A 16,380-nucleotide genomic window follows, 5' to 3' on the forward strand; every position below is an offset into this window, starting at 1 on the left:
CGTCCGTCGCCCCTTTCCGGCTCACCCGGTTCGCTCCCCTCCCGGGGCGGGCGGCCGGGAAAACCGGGTGCGCCGGGCGGCACGGGGCTCCTAGAATGCCGTCCATGATGGCAGTCGCAGTCACGGAGTAGGCGGGCGTCCGCGCCCGCCGCGCGCCGCGCCGTGTCCTGGGAGGACCGGCGGGGCCCGTTCGGCGTGCCGCGCGGGCGGAACGGTTGTTCTCTCTTTCCGTTCTCGGCCCGCCTCCGGGCGGGCCCGACCCGATCGGCCATCACACATGACCTCGTTCCGAACTCCTGGCGCGCGCTCCGGCCGCCAGGAGCGCTTCACCCGTACCCGCCGCTGGTGGGCCCTGGCTGCGGTCTCGATGCTGCAGTTCCTCATCGCCGTGGACGTCACGGTCGTCAACATCGCCCTGCCCTCCATCGGGGCGGACCTCGGCGCCGGACCCCAGGGCCTGACCTGGGTCGTCGCCGGGTACACGCTCGTCGGCGGCGGCCTGCTGCTCCTCGGCGGGAGGATCTGCGACCTGCTCGGCCGACGCCGCATGCTGCTGCTGGGCGCCGCCCTGTTCGGCGCGGCCTCGCTCGTGGCCGGTGCGGCCCCCGACCTGCCGTGGCTCCTGGCCGCGCGCTTCGGGCAGGGGGCGGGTGAGGCCCTGGCCTCCCCGGCGGCGATGTCGCTCATCGCCATGCTGTTCCCCGCTCCCCGGGAGCGCGCCAGGGCGCTCGGCATCTGGGGGGCGATCTCCAGTTCCGGGCTGGTCGGCGGGGTGCTGCTGTCCGGAGTGATCACCGAACTGCTCGACTGGCGGTGGATCTTCCTCGTCAACCTCCCCGTGGTGGCGGTGGTCCTGGTCGCCGTCCCGCTCCTGGTCGCTCCCGACGGCGCCCGCCGTGCGGCGGGCGGGTCCGGGGACACGGCGCCCGCCGACGCGTCCGCACCCGTGCGGCGCCGCCCCGACGTCACGGGCGCGGTGCTGCTGACCGCCGGCCCCCTCGCCCTGGTCTACGGGGTGCTGCGGGCGGCGGAGGCCCCCTGGGGCGACCCGCAGGTGTTCGGTCCGCTCGCCGCGGGGGTCGCGGCGCTGGGGCTGTTCGTCCTGGTCGAGGCGAAGTCGGCCAACCCGCTGGTGCCGCTGTCGTTCTTCGCGAACAGGACCAGGACGGTGGCCAACGCGGCGACGGTGCTGCTCAGCGCGGCGCTGTCGACCTCGTTCCTCCTGGTGACGCTCTACCTCCAGCAGGTGCTGGGGATGAGCCCGCTCCAGGCGGGGCTGGCGTACGTGCCGTTCTGCGCGGCGATCCTGGCCTCGGCGACCGTGGTCGGCCGCGTCATCGGCGCGCTCGGACTCTCCGGGGCGGCGATCGCCGGCCTGCTGGCGACCGCCGCCGGAACCGCCTGGCTGTCGAGACTGCCGGTCGACGGCGACCTGTGGACCGACGCCATGCCCGGCATGGTCCTGGTCGGCGTCGGCATGGGCGTCGGCCTGATCGCCCTGCAGAACGCGGCCCTGCACGGGGTGACCGAGGACGACGCGGGGGTCGCCTCGGGCGTCCAGCGCTCGGTGGACCAGCTCGGCGGCGCCACCGGCATGGCCGTCCTGGTCGGCGCGGCGGTCGCCGCGGGCGCGTCCGGCGACATCGACGCGGCCGTCGAGGGGTACAGGACCGCCTTCACCTGGGCGACCGCGGGCGTCCTCGTCGCCACCGCGGGCGTCGCCCTGTTCGCCCGCAGGGCCGGCCGCGCCTGACAGGCGGCAGCGCGCCCCGGGTCCGCGGTACGCGTGCCGCGGACCCGGGGACGACGGCCTCCGCAGCACCGGCTGTCGTCCCGGGGCCCTCTGCAGCCCCAAGCGCACGGCTCAGTCGACGTCGTAGACGGTGACCCCGATCCCCCGGTCGAGGAGTTCGCTCTCGACCAGGGGCTGGACGCGTGACCACTTCCCGCCGGCGAGCCCGCAGCCGATACGGGGCATGTGCACGGTCGCGCGGAGGTCGAGGGCGTGCGCGGCGAGTGCGCGCAGGCAGGCGGCGACCGCGTCGTAGCGGATGGGCGGCCCGCCGCTGCCCCGCCCCGTGCCGTGCTGGGCCACCATGTTGGCCACCCAGGTCTCGGACCCGACCGCGGTCAGGCGTACGGCGCCCAGGGCGAAGTCGTTGCGGGCACGTTCGCGGTGCCAGGCACGGTAGTCGCGTTCGGGTCCGGGCCACCGCCGGGAGACGGCGAGCACGAACCCCTTGCCCCAGCCGCCCCGGTCGTTGCACACGTGGGCAATGATCTTGGGCCCCGCGGCCCGGGGACTCGTGGCGTCGCCGCGGATGATCCGCAGTCCGGGCGGGAGGGTCTCGGTGGGCATGGCCGAACGCTAGCGGTCGGTGGTGACAAGGCGTCCCGGGACAGCGGGCCGCCGGGGGCCTTCCTCCGCCTCGGCCACGGGCGGCCCCGGGGAGCCTGCCGGCGCGACACCGTCGCGAGCCCCTGACAAGCCGCGGTCGGGCGGCATATCGTCGACCTGCCGCGCACGCGCGGCAGTGTACGCATGTACGCGGCCCGCTGGAGGAAGCATGTCCGACCTGCCCATCGGCTACTGGCTCAAGCACCTGGACCGGCTCATCGAGAACGACTTCGACCGGGTTCTCGCCTCGGAGTCGCTGGGACGCCGCCACTGGCAGGTGCTCAACTCCCTGCACACCGAGCCCGGCACGACCGCCGACCTCGACCGCAGACTGGCCCCTTTCCTGGAGGAGGACGAGTCCACGGTCGCCCCCGCCGTCGACCGCCTGCGCGAACTGGGGTGGGTCGAGGGCCTGGTCGCCCTCGCGCTCACGCCCCGGGGCGAGGCCGAGCACGACAAGCTCCTCTCCCGGGTCAAGGAGGCCAGGGCACGGCTCACGCGGGGGATCGGCGACGAGGAGTACCGCGTGGCCGTCGACGTCCTGGAGCGGATGTCGGCCAACCTCGAACAGGACTGAGGGGCCGGACGCCCCGGGTCACGGGGCGGGCAGCTCCCGGGTGAGCTCGACGAACGCCAGGTCGGCGCGCCTGGGGAGGCCGAAGGTCTCGTCCCCGTAGGGGAAGGGCTCGGTCTTGCCGGTACCGGTGTAGCCGCGCCGCTCGTACCACGCGATCAGCTCGGGGCGCTGCTTGAGGACCTTCATCCGCATCAGGCGGCAGCCCCACTCCGTGACGGCGGTGCGCTCGGCCTCGGCCAGCACCTGCCGTCCCAGCCCGCCGCCCTGGATGGCGGGACGGACGGAGAACATCCCGAAGTAGGCGCCGTTGACGCCCCGCTGGAGTTCGCAGCAGGCCACGAGGAGGCCGTCGGCCTCGGCGACGAGGACGATCGTGTTGGTGCGCCCCAGCAGCTCGGACATGCCCTCGGCGTCCACGCGCTGGCCGTCGAGCAGGTGGGCCTCCGTGGTCCAGCCCCCTGCGGAGGAGTCGCCCCGGTAACAGGCGTTGACCAGTTCGACGAGGGCCGGGACGTCCGCGGGGACGGCGTGCCGGTAGGTCGGACTGAGCGGCCCGCCGGCTGCCGTCTCGCTGGTCTGGCTGGTGGTCACGCGTGTCTCCCCCGTCGCTTGCGGTCACTGACACCACCCAGTATCGACTACCGCGAAGTCGGGCAAATACGGACCCCCAGCGCGAAAACCGGCACCTCACGCACCCCCAGGTCAGGGGTCCGCCCGGTGCCGCCACGCCTCCCCGGTCCGCACCAGGAAGCTCCGCAGGCGACGCCGGGCGTCGTCCGCGTCGAGCATCCCCGGGGTGACCATCAGTTCGAGGGAGAGCCCGTCCACCTGGGTGTGGAGGTAGCCGGCCCACTCCTCCACCCAGGGGTCGGCATGGGGCTGGAAGGGGTCCCCGACCGGGGTTCCGACGAGCGAGGCGACCAGCTGCCGGTAGAGCCTGCGCTGGAGGTTCCAGCGCTGGGCCCGGTCCTTGTCGTGCTCGCCCAGGATCCGGGCGGACTCCCAGGCCCGGTACTCGGCCCGGCGCGTCTCGTCCAGGGGCAGGAGCTGTTCGGCGTACTCGGCCACGCGGTCGGTCAGCGGCATGTCGGCGGGCTGCCGCGCGGACAGGCCCCTGATCCGCTCCGTGGCGCGGTCCTCGGACAGGTTCATGGCGAAGACCAGGAGTTCCTCGCGCGTCTGGAAGTAGTGGCGCAGTGCTCCCGGGGACCAGCCCGCCTCGGCCGCCACGGAGCGGATGGACACGGCGGCGGGGCCGGAGGCGGCGATGACCCGCCACAGGGCCTCGGCCAGTTCCCGGCGGCGCTGTTCGTGATCGACGATCTTTGGCACGCCATCTTTCTAACACATCTGTGTTATTTTATTTCACACAGTCGTGCGATAAAAACTGCGAGGAGTCCTCCATGCCCCCCTGGGAAGTACTGCTGCCCGTCGCCGGACTGGCCCTGCTGGACACGCTCAGCCCGGCCACCCTCGGCATCTCCCTGTACGTGCTGCTGAGCGGCGCGCGCTCGGTGGCCCGTCCCCTGTTCACCTTCCTGGGCACCGTCGCCCTCTTCTACTTCGTGCTCGGCTGCGCGCTCGTGCTCGGCCTCGGCGTCCTGCTGGAGACCCTCGGCGGTCTGGCCGACAGCGCCCTCGTCGGCTGGGCGATGGTCGTCCTGGGCGGCGGCCTGCTGGTCTACAGCTTCCTCATGCCGACCAAGCCGCGCGAGCCGCGCAGACCCGCCTCCTTCCGCACGGTCGCGATGGTCGGCCTGGGCCTGGCCACCGGCCTGTTGGAGGGCGGCACGGCCTTCCCCTACTTCGGTGCGATCGGCATCATGACCACCGCCGAGCTGCCCGCCGCGACCTGGCTCCCCCTGCTCGCCGCCTACAACGCGGTGATGGTGCTCCCCCCGGTCCTGCTCTACCTGGGCCACCGGGCCCTGGGCGAGCGGCTGCGTCCCCGGCTGGAGCGCTGGCGCACCAGGGTCGAGTCCGGCTCCCGGGAGGCGATGGGGTGGATCATCGGCCTGGTCGGCTTCCTCCTCCTGATCAACGGCCTCGCCCAGACGGGGGCCGTCGCGGCCCTGGAGGGGGTCGGGGTCATCACCTTCCTCAACGGCCTGTGAGCCGGGAAGGCGTGTCCCGGCGCCAACGCGCGGTGGGGGCCGCACCACCACCGATGCGCATGCGTGCGACCCTGACGGACGGCCCCTCCGGGCGTAGTTTCGGTGCCATGAACAGGCCCAAGTCCGTCTTCGCCCAGGTCGTCGCCGACTCCCGCTACAACCTGTGGGGGTTCCCCCTCGCCCTCGTCTCCTTCGTGCTCGTCGTGGTAGGTCTGGCCGCGGGAGCGGGCACCGCAGTGGTCGGGGCCGGGCTGTTCCTGGCCGCGGGCACCCTGCACGCCGCCAGAGGACTCGCCCACGTCGAGCGGATCCGCCTGGCCGACCTCCACGGCCGACCGGTGGTGCGCCGCCCCTACCGCTCCCCCGCTCCCGGCACGGGCCCCCTGCGCCGGGCTCTCGGCGCCCTCGCCTGCAGGCAGAGCTGGCTGGACGCGCTGCACGCCGCCGTGGGACTGCCGGTCGCCGTGGTCGGCTTCTGCGTCACCGTCACCTGGTGGGCCGGGGCCGCGGCCGGCCTGCTCCACCCCCTGTGGGGGTGGTCCCTGTACACCGTCCCCGGCTACACCGACCTGGGGACCTACGTCGTCCCGGACAACCCCGTCGTGGCCACCACCGTGATCCACATGGCCACCGGGGCGCTGTTCGCGCTGAGCCTGCCGATGGTCGTGCGCGGCTGCGCCCACGCCCGGTCCACGGTGGGCCGCGCCCTGCTGCTGGCCCCCGAGGACGCGGGGGTTCGGGTGTACACCGCCCACCCCGGCGGCGTCCCGGACGAGGGCGCCCGCCGACACGCCCCGCCGCACGCCGCACCGCCCGCCGGGCAGCGCGTCCCCTCGGACGTCTGACCCGGCCGGCTCCCCGCGGGCCGGGGTCCTCACCGACCCCGGTACAGCTCCGTCAGCAGGGCGACGGCCGCGTGGGTGGCCGGATGGGGGTCGTGCCGCCGCCACACCACGCGGACCGGGATCGTGGACGCGTCGCGCACCGGACGGTAGACGATCCCGGGGCGCCGGTGCTGGGCCACCGTGCTCTCCGGGGTGATGCCGACGCTGCGCCCGGTGGCGATCTCGGCGAACCAGTCCTCGATGTCGTTGACGTGCTCCATCACCGGCCTGGTCTCCTCGGGCCACAGGTCGGCGGTGGTGGTCCCGGTGCGCCGGTCGAAGATCAGGTGCCGTCCGGCGATCTCGGACAGCCGCAGCGACCGCCGACGGGCCCAGGGGTCGTCGGCGGCCATCGCGCAGTACCGGCGCTCCCTGCCCACGACGGCGCTCTCGAACCTGCGCCCGTCGAAGGCCGCCCGCACGACCGAGAGGTCGCACAGGCCCTCGGCCAGGCCCCCGGTGGGCGAGTTGGTGCGGACCAGGTGCAGTTCGGTGCCGGGGTACAGGTCGGCCCAGCGCCGTTGGAACTCCCCGGTGTGGCGCCCCACCGCCGACCACGCGTGTCCCAGGCGCAGCCGCGTGTGCCCGTCGACGGCCTCGCGTACGAGGTTGTCGACCTCGGCCAGCACGACCCTGGCCCTGGCCAGGACCTGGACCCCCGCCGTGGTCGGGGTGACGTTGCGGCTGGTGCGGTGCAGCAACCGCACCCCCAGCGCACTCTCCAGGGCTCCGAGGTTGCGGGAGACCGCGGCCTGCGAGACGCCCAGGTCGAGGGCGGCGTCGGTGAAGCTCCCGGTGTCGATGATCGCGACCAGGCAGCGCAGGTGCCGCAGCTCCAGGTCGTTCGGACGCATATCCATGCGCACAGCGTATAGACGGTCGCCCACATGCATTTTGCGTATGCGGGCGTGGGCAGCATGCTCGCCCCCATGGAGACATCGGTGAACACGCCGGGGGCGGGAACCGCCGCCGCCTCCCCCTCGGCCGAACCGGACGGGCGGGCGCGGTTGGCGGGGACGGCCGTGATGCTCGGCGGCGGCCTGTCCAACCAGCTCGGCGCGTCCCTGGGCGCCCTGGCCTTCCCTGTGATCGGCCCGGTCGGGGTGGTGGCCGTACGGCAATGGGTCGCCGGCGCGGTCCTGCTGGCGGTCGGTCGGCCCAGACTGGGCGCGTTCACGTGGTCCCAGTGGTGGCCGGTGCTGTCCATGGCCCTGGTCTTCGGGACCATGAACCTCACCCTGTACTCGGCCGTCGACAGGATCGGGCTGGGGCTCGCGGTGACCCTGGAGTTCCTCGGCCCGCTGGCCGTGGCCCTGGCCGCCTCGCGCCGGTGGGTGGACCTGGTGTGCGCGCTGGTGGCGGGTGGAGCGGTCGCGGTGCTGATGCGCCCCCAGGCCAGCACCGACCACGCGGGCATCGCGCTGGCACTGGTGGCCGCCGCCTGCTGGGCCGCCTACATTTTGCTCAACCGGACCGTGGGGCGGCGGGTGCCGGGCATCGGGGGCTCGGCCGCCGCGGCCGGCGTCTCCGCGCTGGTCTTCGCGCCCGTCGGCGCGCTGGTGCTCATCGCCCACCCGCCGACCCCCGCCGCCCTGGCGTGCGCGGCGGCGGCGGGCGTGCTGTCCTCGATCGTGCCGTTCCTGGGCGACCTGTTCGCCCTGAGGCGGGTTCCCGCCCGCTACTTCGGCCTGTTCATGAGCGTGCACCCGGTGATGGCGGCCCTCGTGGGGCTGGCGGTGCTGGGGCAGGCGCTGGAGTGGGTCGACTGGGCGGCCGTGGCGGCCATCGTGGCGGCGAACGCCGCCAGCGCCCTGGCGGCGGGCCGCGCGGGGCGGCGGACACGCGCCGCCGAGGGGTGAGGCGCGTCCGGGGGCGGTGCACCTCCGGGCGCCCGGACGGGCGCGGACCCCCGGGTCGCCCTCCGACTTGACCAGAACATTAGTTGAGGTTCTACGGTTCTTGCCAACAGCCCCAACACACCCGGTGGTCGAACATGAGCATGGAAATGGCCGCGTGGAACTCCGTGTACCACGCGATGCACGCGAAGGAGGACCAGCGCCCCTTCTCCCTGCCGGTCCTGCGCCGGATCTCCTCCTTCGCCCGCCCCCACTCCCGCCACCTCTCCTGGTTCCTCCTCCTGAGCGTGGCCACGGCGGCCCTGGCCGTGGCCTCCCCCCTCCTCGCCGGACGGGTCGTCAACGCGATCGTCGACGGCGGCCCACTGCGCCCCGTGCTCGTCCTGGCCGGGCTCATCGCCGCCGTCGCCGTCACCGAGGCGGCCCTGGGGCTGGTCGTGCGACAGCTGTCGGCCCGGGTCGGCGAGGGGCTCATCCTCGACCTGCGCACCACCGTCTACGACCACGTCCAGCGCATGCCGGTCGCCTTCTTCACGCGCACCCGCACAGGCGCCCTGGTCAGCCGCCTCAACAACGACGTCATCGGGGCCCAGCGCGCGTTCAGCGACGTGCTCTCCGGGGTGGTGAGCAACCTGGTCACCCTCGTCCTCGCCCTGGCCGTGATGCTCACCCTGTCCTGGCAGATCACCCTGCTCTCGCTCCTGCTGCTGCCGGTGTTCGTCGTGCCGGCCCGCCGCATGGGCGCCCGCCTGGCGCGGATCGAGCGCGAGCGCGCCGTCCACAACGCGGCGATGGGCACCCAGATGACCGAGCGGTTCTCCGCTCCCGGAGCCACCCTCGTCAAGCTCTTCGGCCGCCCGGACGAGGAGTCGGCCGAGTTCGCCCGCAGGGCGAGCCGGGTGCGCGACATCGGCGTGCGCACAGCGATGGTCCAGGAGGTCTTCTTCACCGCCCTCACCCTGGTGTCCGCGCTCGCCCTGGCGCTGGTCTACGGCCTCGGCGGCTTCTACGCCCTGCGCGGGCAGCTCGACGCGGGCACCGTCGTGTCCATGGGCATGCTGCTCACCCGCCTCTACGCGCCGCTCACCTCCCTCGCCGGCGCCCGGGTGGAGGTCATGAGCGCCCTGGTCAGCTTCAGCCGGGTCTTCGAGATCCTCGACCTGAAACCGATCGTGGACGAGAAGCCCGGCGCCCGGACCGTCCCCGACGGAGCGGTGTCACTGGAGTTCGACGACGTCACCTTCGCCTACCCCAGCGCCGACAAGGTGTCCCTGGCCTCCCTGGAGGAGGTCGCCGCCCTCGACGTCCAGGACAACGGGGACGTCCTGCACGGGGTGTCCTTCCGCGTCGAACCCGGGCAGATGGTCGCCCTGGTCGGCTCCTCCGGCGCGGGCAAGTCCACCATCGCCCAGCTCGTCCCCCGCCTGTACGACGTGGACTCCGGCGCCGTGCGCCTGGGCGGAACGGACGTGCGCGACCTGACCTTCGACTCCATCCGCGCCACCCTGGGGATGGTCACCCAGGACGGGCACCTCTTCCACGAGTCCATCCGCTCCAACCTGACCCTGGCCTCACCCGGGGCCACCGACGAGCAGTTGTGGGACGCGCTGCGCCGGGCCAGGCTGGACACCCTCGTGGCCGCACTGCCCGACGGGCTGGACACCGTCGTGGGCGAGCGCGGCTACCGGTTCTCCGGCGGCGAGCGCCAGCGCCTGACCATCGCGCGCCTGCTGCTGGCCGGACCCGAGGTGGTCATCCTGGACGAGGCGACCTCCGCTCTGGACTCCACCTCCGAGGCCGCGGTCCAGGCGGCCCTCACCGAGGCGCTGAGGGGGCGGACGGCCCTGGTCATCGCCCACCGGCTCTCCACGGTCCGGGCGGCCGACGCCATCCTCGTCGTCGAGGAGGGGCGGATCGCCGAACGCGGCACCCACGCCGAGCTGCTGGCACGGGACGGCCGCTACGCGGAGCTGTACCGCACCCAGTTCGCCGCCGAAGACCCCGGGGCGACCGCCGCGGCCGGATAGCGGCCCAGCGGACCCCGTCCCCCGGTGGCGCCACACCGGGGGACGGACCCTTTTCACGCCGCGGGCGCGGGCTTCCTGAGCAGTTCGTACAGGGCCGCGACGCTCTGGTCGCGGAGGCCTCGAAGAAGCCGAGGAGCGCCTCCAGGACCGGGCCCGGGGGTAGGAGCGGCCCGTCGCAGGGGCCGGCGCCGGTCGACGACGCAGCGGGCCGGCGCGAGGCGTCCGGCGGGTGTGAGGGTGGCGCCGGCGTGGGTGGTGTGGGGCGTCGAGGGCCTTCCGGTCCGGTGGTGGATGTCGCGATCCGCACCGTTGCCGGAGGCCCTCTTCGCTCGTCTCAGGCGGGGTGGGTGTTACCAACCTCCGTGGTCAGTACACCTAGGAGGCGCCGATCTCGCGGACGACGCGGGCCGGGTTGCCGACCGCCACCACGTTCGCGGGCAGGTCCTTGACGACCACGGAGCCCGCGCCCACCACGGTGTTCTCACCGATCGTCACGCCGGGGCAGACGATGACCCCTCCGCCCAGCCACACGTTGTCGCCGATGGTGATCGGCTCGCCCGCCTCCCACTTGGCGCGCCGCAGTTCGGGGTCGACCGGGTGGGTGGGGGTGAGCAGCTGGACGTTCGGGCCGATCTGCACGTCCGCCCCGATCCGGATCGGGGCCACGTCCAGCATGACCGCGCCGCAGTTGACGAACGTACGGGGACCGACGCTGATCTGATAGCCGTAGTCGACCCGCAGCGGGGGCCGGATCACGCTGCCCTCCCCCAGCTCGCCCACCAGTTCGGCCAGCGCCGCGTGCCGCGCCTCCAGGTCGTCGATCGTCGACGAGTTGAACGCCTCCGTCCGCTTCTCGGCGAGGAAGAGGTCGGCCTGCAGCTCGGGGTCGTCGGCGAGGTAGAGCTCACCGGCGAGCATGCGGTCCTTCTGAGTGGTCACACGGGGTCCCTTCGATCATGATTCGCCCCCGACCCTAGCCCCGGGCGTGTCTCCCCCGAAGCGGGCCCCCGCGTCCGGCGCCCCTCCCCGGCGGCCCGCCCTCCGGGCGTCCCGGCCAACGGTGGGGCCGTCGGGCGGAGACCGGTGGCGCCCGCCTCAGGAGGCGGGCCCGCGGTCGGGCTCCGCGGGGGCCTCCGGCGGGTGGCGCAGGGCCGGGAGCAGGACGCCGTCGACCATCGACACGAGGAAGTCCCGGTCGAACGGCTTGCCCCGGACGAGTGCGCGGAAGGCGGCCATCGAGGGGATGAGCTGCGACAGCGCCTCGATGTCGGCCGTGGGCGGGATCTCGCCCCGGTCGACGGCACGCCGCATGAGGGCGTGGTGGGCCTCGGCCCACGGCTGGACGATGGCGGCGGTGCCCGCGTCGGCCAGGGCCCGGTCCTGGACGAGCATCGACGCGAGCCCCGCCATGACCTCGAGCCGGCGCTCGGCCTCCTCGACCGTCTGCGGCCTGAACAGACCGAGGAGGTCGCCCCGGAGGTCCCCGGTGTCGGGCAGGTGCTCCAGGTCGACCTGGGCGCGCTTCATGCGCGCCACGGCGTCGACGACCAGTTCGGCCTTCGAGGGCCAGCGGCGGTAGAGCGTGGCCTTCCCGGCCCCGGCCCGCGCGGCGACCAGGTCCATGGACAGCCGGGAGTAGCCGACGTCGGCCAGGACCTCCAGCGCCGCGTCGAGGATGGCGCCGTCCCGGGAGGGGTCCCGCTTGCGGCCGGGGCGCACGGGACCCTCCGCGGGTTCCCGGGTCTCGCCGTCTCGCGCCATGGCAGCCGCCTCCTCGTCTCTTCGACCCCGAAAGCGATACACATCTGTTCCGGAACGACACTGTATCGAATGGTCCGTCCGATGTGGCACGATGACCCGATGCACCATGTCACCGACGGCGAACGCCGGGCCCGAATGGCCGTGCGGCACGCACTGGCGCCCGGCGCCCGCGCCGACTCCCCCGAAGCGGCCACCCGTGCCGTCGTCGCGCTGCACGCGACCGAGCCGGCCACGGTCCACCTCTCCTGTTGGGCCCGCGTCTCCTCACTGACGGTCGCCGACGTCGACGGGGCGCTCCACCGGGAGCGCCTGCTCGTGAAGCAGCTGGCGATGCGGCGCACCCTCTTCGTGTTCCCGCGCGAGATGCTGCCGGGCGTGTGGCCGAGCGCCTCCGCCCGTGTCGCCGCGGCGGAGCGCGCCCGCATGGCCAAGGACCTCGTCAGGGCGGGCCTCACCGACGACGGAGGCGCCTGGCTCGACCGGGCCCGGGCCGAGATCCTCGCCGTGCTCGCCGACGCGCCGGAGGGCCTCGCCGCCATCGACGTGCGCCGGGCGGTGCCGATGCTCGACGTGAAGGTAGAGGGGTCGCCGGGCGAGCTGTGGTCGGCGCCCCGGGTGCTCACCCTCCTCGGGGCAGCCGGCGACATCGTCCGCGGCGCCGACGCCGGCCGCTTCCCCGTCTCACGGCCCCGCTGGACCCTGGCCTCGCACTGGTTGGACGGCGTCCCCGACCTGTGGAGTCCGGGTGAGGGGTATCGCGAACTGGTCCGCCGCTGGCTCCTCCGCTTCGGCCCGGGGACCGAGGACGACATCGTCTGGTGGCTGGGCGCCACCAAGGCGATCGTGCGCGGCGCGCTGGCCGACCTGGACGCCGTCGCGGTGTCCCTGGACAACGGCGCCACGGGCTGGCTCCTGCCCGACGACGTGGGACCGGTGGAGGACCCGGGCGGGTGGGTCGCGCTTCTGCCGGTGCTCGACCCGACCGTGATGGGCTGGCGCGACCGGGACTTCTACCTGGGGCCGCACCGCGAGCAGCTCTTCGAGCGGCGCGGCAACGCCGGCACCACGGCCTGGGCCGACGGCCGCACTGTCGGTACATGGGTGCAGGACGGCGCCGGGGCCGTCCGGGTGCACCTGCTGGAGCCGGTCCCGGCCCCGACGCGGCGTGCCCTCGACGAGGAGGCGGAGCGGCTGACCGCGTGGCTCGGCGGGGTGCGCGTCGGCACCGGTTACGTGTCACCGGCGATGCGGGCGGCCCTGGACGCCCTGGGGTGAGGTCTGCCGGGGTTCCGCCCCCGGCGCCGTGGGTCGCGCCCATCGACCCACCGTTGTACCGGTGCGCACTCGCCCGGCGCCGTGGGACGCACGGGTTCCGGAGGGCGGGGACGGCGTCGGCCAGCGCGGTGACCGGCGGGGCCGCCCCGCGGGAAGCAGGGGCGGGGCCGCCTCCGGCTCTTCGCCGGGGCGGCCCCGCGGAAGGGCGCGTCAGAGGATCCGACGGGCCCCGGGGATCGCGCGGACCGCGGCGGCGAGCGCCCAGCAGGCGGGGACCGCGAGGGCGGCCATGCCCAGGAACTTCACCGCGGCGGGTGCCTCCCAACCGCTCAGCGCCGTTCCGAGCCCGACCAGCACCAGCGGGTGCAGGAAGTACACGGCGAAGGCGTTGTCGGCCAGGAACGCGGAGGGGCGGGTCCGCCGGTCGAGGAAGCGGCGGAAGGACACCATCAGCGCGAGGGTCACGCCGACCGCGAAGAACGTCTCCGCCACCATGTGGAACAGCGCCGGAGCGGTCCCGGGGGCGTTCTCCGGCCCGAGGACGAGCCCCCCTCCCAGGAACGCGGCCAGGCCGAGGACGGCCGTCGCGCCCCCGTACCAGCCGGCCCGGCCGGGCAGGCGGGTGAACCAGTTGCGGCGGTAGGCCAGCACGCCCACCGTGAAGAGGGCCGCGTACTGGGGCAGGTAGTCGGGGCTGGGCAGCCCCACGAACGGCCAGTAGGGGGCGGGGTTCACCCAGCGCCAGACGAACGACACCAGGGCCAGGGCCACGGTGAAGGCGACGACCGGACCGAGCCAGCGCAGCGGGGCCGTGTCCTCCGGGCGGGAGGCGGGGAGGACCGCCGTGCCCCGGCGCTCGGCGCGGCGCTCGCGGAAGCCGCGCACCATGACGTAGGTGAGGCTGAGGACGAGCAGGACCTCGACGAACCACATGGGGCCGGGGTCGAAGGTGATCACGTAGAAGAGCCAGTAGGGCATCTCCGCGCCCTCGGCGGCGGCTCCTTCCGCGAACATCCGGTAGGTGCCGGTCGTGAGCAGCGGCCGTACGAGCAGGGCGAACAGCAGCAGGGGGACGCCCAGGCGCACCAGGCGCTCGCGGACGAACCCCCGCCGCCCCCTCCGGTCCCTCGCTCCGGGCACGAAGTAGCCCGCGAGCAGGAAGAACAGGCCCATGAAGTAGGTCTGGTCGACGACGACCAGGAGGTCGAGCAGCCCGCCCGTGGGGTCCTGCGCGGGCTCGGTGTAGAACCAGACCGGGATGTTGCCGTAGGTGAGTGCGACATGGTGCAGCACGACCAGGACGGTCATCGCCACGCGCAGGTTGTCGACGTAGTGCAGGCGTCTCGGGGGCGGTGGCGCCGCCTCCGGGCTCAGGGCGGGCGCGGGTTGCTGTGTCATGGGGTCCTCGTGATGGGGGTGTGCGCCGGTCAGTCGGCGCGGGTGGCGCGGACGAGCTGTTCGCCGAGTTCGGCGGCGTGCGCCATGAGGTCGTGGTCGGGGTGGACGCGCCAGTACTCGAACATCCCGTCGGTGGCGGACTGCTGGGTCACGGCCATCGCCCGCACGTCGAAGTCGCGGAACTCGCCGCTCCTCTGCCCCTCCCGGTAGAGCCCCTCCAGGGACTCGTAGAGGGGTTCGGACTCGCCGGCCCCGTACCGGGGGGAGCCGTCCGGCCTGAGCGCGTGGATGAAGATCTGCGCCAGGGCCGCCATGCGGCTCCGGTGCTCCAGCGCGTAGGCGGCCACACCCCGCACGTGTGCGCGGAGCATGTCGGCGGCGTTGTCCTGGGCGAGGAGCCGCGGGACGACGGACTCGGCGATCTCCGTGTAGACGCCCGTCACCAGCTGGTCCATCAACTCGTCCTTTCCCGCGAAGTGATACGAGATCACGCCCTTGCTCACGCCCGCCTCCTCGGCGATCCGCGCCAGTGAGGCGTTGGGATAGCCCACCTCGGCGATGGTGTCGATCGCCGCGGCGACGATCTGCGCCCTGCGGGCCTCCTCGATGAAGGACCTTTTCTGACCGGCTGGATTATTTTCTGACCGCATGGCCAGAATCTAACACAGGAGGCCAGGAATCCATGGGGGATGTCCCTGAACCGCCCCTGGTCCGCCCCCGTCGGGCCGGGGGTGGAAACCCCGGGACGGCACGGTCCCGTCCCCCGGCGGCCGAGCCGAGGTCCCCGACCGGAGGCGCCCACCGGCCCGGCCGGTCGGCCCCTGGAGGCCGATCGCCGGGGAGCGGGGGCGGGAGCGGCCTGGACGGGCCCGCCCCCACCCGGGCGCTCCTCGGCCGACACGGGCGGGGGCGGGCAGGCTCCCTCCCGGACGCCGCGATCGGACGCCGGCCGGAACTCCTCGCCTCCCGGACCGGCCGCGGCCCGGGTTCCCCGGCCCTCGTCCACAGGCCCTGGAGAATCCACGGGGACAGGGGTACCGTTGTCCGTAGGCGCGGTCCCGCGCCCAACCCCCGGTCCCGGTGCTCGCGCCACCGGCTGTGAGGGGGCAAAGGGGACTCAGGGTCCTCGGGACGCCGGTCCGATGTGCCCCACCGGCGGGGCGGAGGGAGCGCGAGTTCCGACGCTGTCGCCGAGGAGCCGTCATGACCAGCCACAAGGCCTTCAAGCAGCGCGTGCGCGCCCGCATGGACAAGACCGGCGAGAGCTACACCGCCGCCCGCGCGCACCTGATCGGCCGCACCGGAACCGCACCCCGGTCCGACCGCGCGTCCTCCGAGCCCGCCGTCGGGCCCGGGAGAACCGCCGCCGACCGCTCACCCGCCGTCCAGCCCCCGCCCGGCGGGGAGCACACCGTGTCCGCCGACGCCCCTCCCACGAACGGGGCCCCGGCCGGCTCCGCCGGTCCCACCGGCGCATCCGCCCCGTCAGCGGCCGACCGGCGCACCACGGGGACGATGCGCGGCCGCGTCACCGACGACTCCGTGCGGGAGCACACCGGCCGCGACTACGCCGGATGGTTCGCCCTGCTGGACGGCTGGAACGGCACCGCCCGCACCCACACCGAGCTGGCGGCATGGCTGGGCCGGGAGCAGGGCGTCCCCGCTTGGTGGGCGCAGACCGTCACGGTCGCCTACGAGCAGGAGCGCGGGATGCGGGTCGCGGGCCAGAAGAAGGACGGGTTCGCGGTCAGCGTCAGCAAGACCGTCCACGCGCCGGTCGAGCGCCTCTTCGCCGCCTTCGTCGAGGAGGGCGAGCGCGGGAGGTGGCTGCCCGGCCACGACCTGTCGGTGCGCACCTCCACCGAGCCCCGGCGCCTGACCGCCGACTTCGACCGGTCCACACGGATCAGCGCCAACTTCACCGCCAAGGACGGTGGCAGGAGCACGGTCGCCTTCGAGCACACCAAGTTGGCGGACGCGGAGACCGCCGCCGAGACGAAGGCGTTCTGGAGGCACCGGCTGGGGCAGCTCAAGGTCGTGCTGGAGGGGCACGGGGACCGCCCCTGAGCCCTGCGGGACCCGAGCCGTTC

General features: G+C 74.0%; 16 protein-coding genes. 8 read left to right on the top strand and 8 right to left on the bottom strand.

From position 1 onward, the window contains the following. Positions 1–277 precede the first annotated feature (277 nt). Positions 278–1,753, top strand: coding sequence for an MFS transporter (locus tag OUQ99_RS15105; RefSeq protein ID WP_267950093.1), 1,476 nt, complete (start codon positions 278–280; stop codon positions 1,751–1,753). 111 nt (positions 1,754–1,864) lie between these two features. Here OUQ99_RS15105 and OUQ99_RS15110 read toward each other — a convergent pair whose 3' ends face one another. Next, on the bottom strand, positions 1,865–2,359 hold the full coding sequence (locus tag OUQ99_RS15110) for a macro domain-containing protein (RefSeq protein WP_267950094.1): 495 nt from the start codon (positions 2,357–2,359) through the stop codon (positions 1,865–1,867). Positions 2,360–2,567: 208 nt separating this feature from the next. On the opposite strand from OUQ99_RS15110, the gene OUQ99_RS15115 reads away from it, so the two are divergent. Then, a complete protein-coding gene (locus OUQ99_RS15115; RefSeq protein ID WP_267950095.1) occupies positions 2,568–2,975 on the top strand; it encodes a MarR family winged helix-turn-helix transcriptional regulator in 408 nt (135 codons plus the stop codon). A gap of 18 nt (positions 2,976–2,993) precedes the next feature. Here OUQ99_RS15115 and OUQ99_RS15120 read toward each other — a convergent pair whose 3' ends face one another. Then, positions 2,994–3,566 carry a GNAT family N-acetyltransferase gene (locus OUQ99_RS15120; protein ID WP_267950096.1) on the bottom strand — a complete coding sequence of 191 codons (573 nt, stop codon included), beginning with the start codon at positions 3,564–3,566 and terminating at the stop codon, positions 2,994–2,996. Between the two features lie 111 nt (positions 3,567–3,677). Further along, positions 3,678–4,307, bottom strand: a complete 630-nt coding sequence (locus tag OUQ99_RS15125; protein ID WP_267950097.1) for a TetR/AcrR family transcriptional regulator — start codon at positions 4,305–4,307, stop codon at positions 3,678–3,680. A gap of 71 nt (positions 4,308–4,378) precedes the next feature. On the opposite strand from OUQ99_RS15125, the gene OUQ99_RS15130 reads away from it, so the two are divergent. Then, complete coding sequence (locus tag OUQ99_RS15130) at positions 4,379–5,089, top strand: GAP family protein (RefSeq protein WP_267950098.1); 711 nt, start codon at positions 4,379–4,381, stop codon at positions 5,087–5,089. A 107-nt stretch (positions 5,090–5,196) separates the two neighbouring features. Next, entirely contained in the window at positions 5,197–5,934 is a 738-nt protein-coding gene (locus OUQ99_RS15135; RefSeq protein ID WP_267950099.1) for a sensor domain-containing protein, read from the top strand. 29 nt (positions 5,935–5,963) lie between these two features. On the opposite strand, the gene OUQ99_RS15140 is transcribed toward OUQ99_RS15135, so the two are convergent. Continuing rightward, positions 5,964–6,827, bottom strand: a complete 864-nt coding sequence (locus tag OUQ99_RS15140; RefSeq protein ID WP_267950387.1) for a LysR family transcriptional regulator — start codon at positions 6,825–6,827, stop codon at positions 5,964–5,966. Between the two features lie 33 nt (positions 6,828–6,860). On the opposite strand from OUQ99_RS15140, the gene OUQ99_RS15145 reads away from it, so the two are divergent. Both OUQ99_RS15145 and OUQ99_RS15150 read left to right on the top strand, forming a co-directional pair. Beyond that, complete coding sequence (locus OUQ99_RS15145; RefSeq protein WP_431061510.1) at positions 6,861–7,832, top strand: EamA family transporter; 972 nt, start codon at positions 6,861–6,863, stop codon at positions 7,830–7,832. 134 nt (positions 7,833–7,966) lie between these two features. Then, entirely contained in the window at positions 7,967–9,856 is a 1,890-nt protein-coding gene (locus tag OUQ99_RS15150) for an ABC transporter ATP-binding protein (protein ID WP_267950100.1), read from the top strand. 375 nt (positions 9,857–10,231) lie between these two features. On the opposite strand, the gene OUQ99_RS15155 is transcribed toward OUQ99_RS15150, so the two are convergent. Both OUQ99_RS15155 and OUQ99_RS15160 read right to left on the bottom strand, forming a co-directional pair. Continuing rightward, positions 10,232–10,774 carry a sugar O-acetyltransferase gene (locus OUQ99_RS15155; protein WP_267950389.1) on the bottom strand — a complete coding sequence of 181 codons (543 nt, stop codon included), beginning with the start codon at positions 10,772–10,774 and terminating at the stop codon, positions 10,232–10,234. A 177-nt stretch (positions 10,775–10,951) separates the two neighbouring features. After that, positions 10,952–11,617, bottom strand: a complete 666-nt coding sequence (locus OUQ99_RS15160) for a TetR/AcrR family transcriptional regulator (RefSeq protein ID WP_267950101.1) — start codon at positions 11,615–11,617, stop codon at positions 10,952–10,954. 99 nt (positions 11,618–11,716) lie between these two features. On the opposite strand from OUQ99_RS15160, the gene OUQ99_RS15165 reads away from it, so the two are divergent. After that, entirely contained in the window at positions 11,717–12,892 is a 1,176-nt protein-coding gene (locus tag OUQ99_RS15165) for a winged helix DNA-binding domain-containing protein (protein ID WP_267950102.1), read from the top strand. Positions 12,893–13,102: 210 nt separating this feature from the next. On the opposite strand, the gene OUQ99_RS15170 is transcribed toward OUQ99_RS15165, so the two are convergent. Both OUQ99_RS15170 and OUQ99_RS15175 read right to left on the bottom strand, forming a co-directional pair. Next, on the bottom strand, positions 13,103–14,290 hold the full coding sequence (locus tag OUQ99_RS15170) for an acyltransferase family protein (protein WP_267950103.1): 1,188 nt from the start codon (positions 14,288–14,290) through the stop codon (positions 13,103–13,105). 29 nt (positions 14,291–14,319) lie between these two features. Further along, positions 14,320–14,940: a TetR/AcrR family transcriptional regulator gene (locus OUQ99_RS15175; protein WP_267950104.1), complete on the bottom strand. Its 621-nt coding sequence runs from the start codon at positions 14,938–14,940 to the stop codon at positions 14,320–14,322. A gap of 553 nt (positions 14,941–15,493) precedes the next feature. Between OUQ99_RS15175 and OUQ99_RS15180 the strand changes: the two genes are divergently transcribed. After that, positions 15,494–16,357: a hypothetical protein gene (locus OUQ99_RS15180; protein WP_267950105.1), complete on the top strand. Its 864-nt coding sequence runs from the start codon at positions 15,494–15,496 to the stop codon at positions 16,355–16,357. Positions 16,358–16,380 lie beyond the last annotated feature (23 nt).

The organism is Streptomonospora nanhaiensis (assembly GCF_026642255.1).
GTDB classification, from domain to species: domain Bacteria; phylum Actinomycetota; class Actinomycetes; order Streptosporangiales; family Streptosporangiaceae; genus Nocardiopsis; species Nocardiopsis tropica.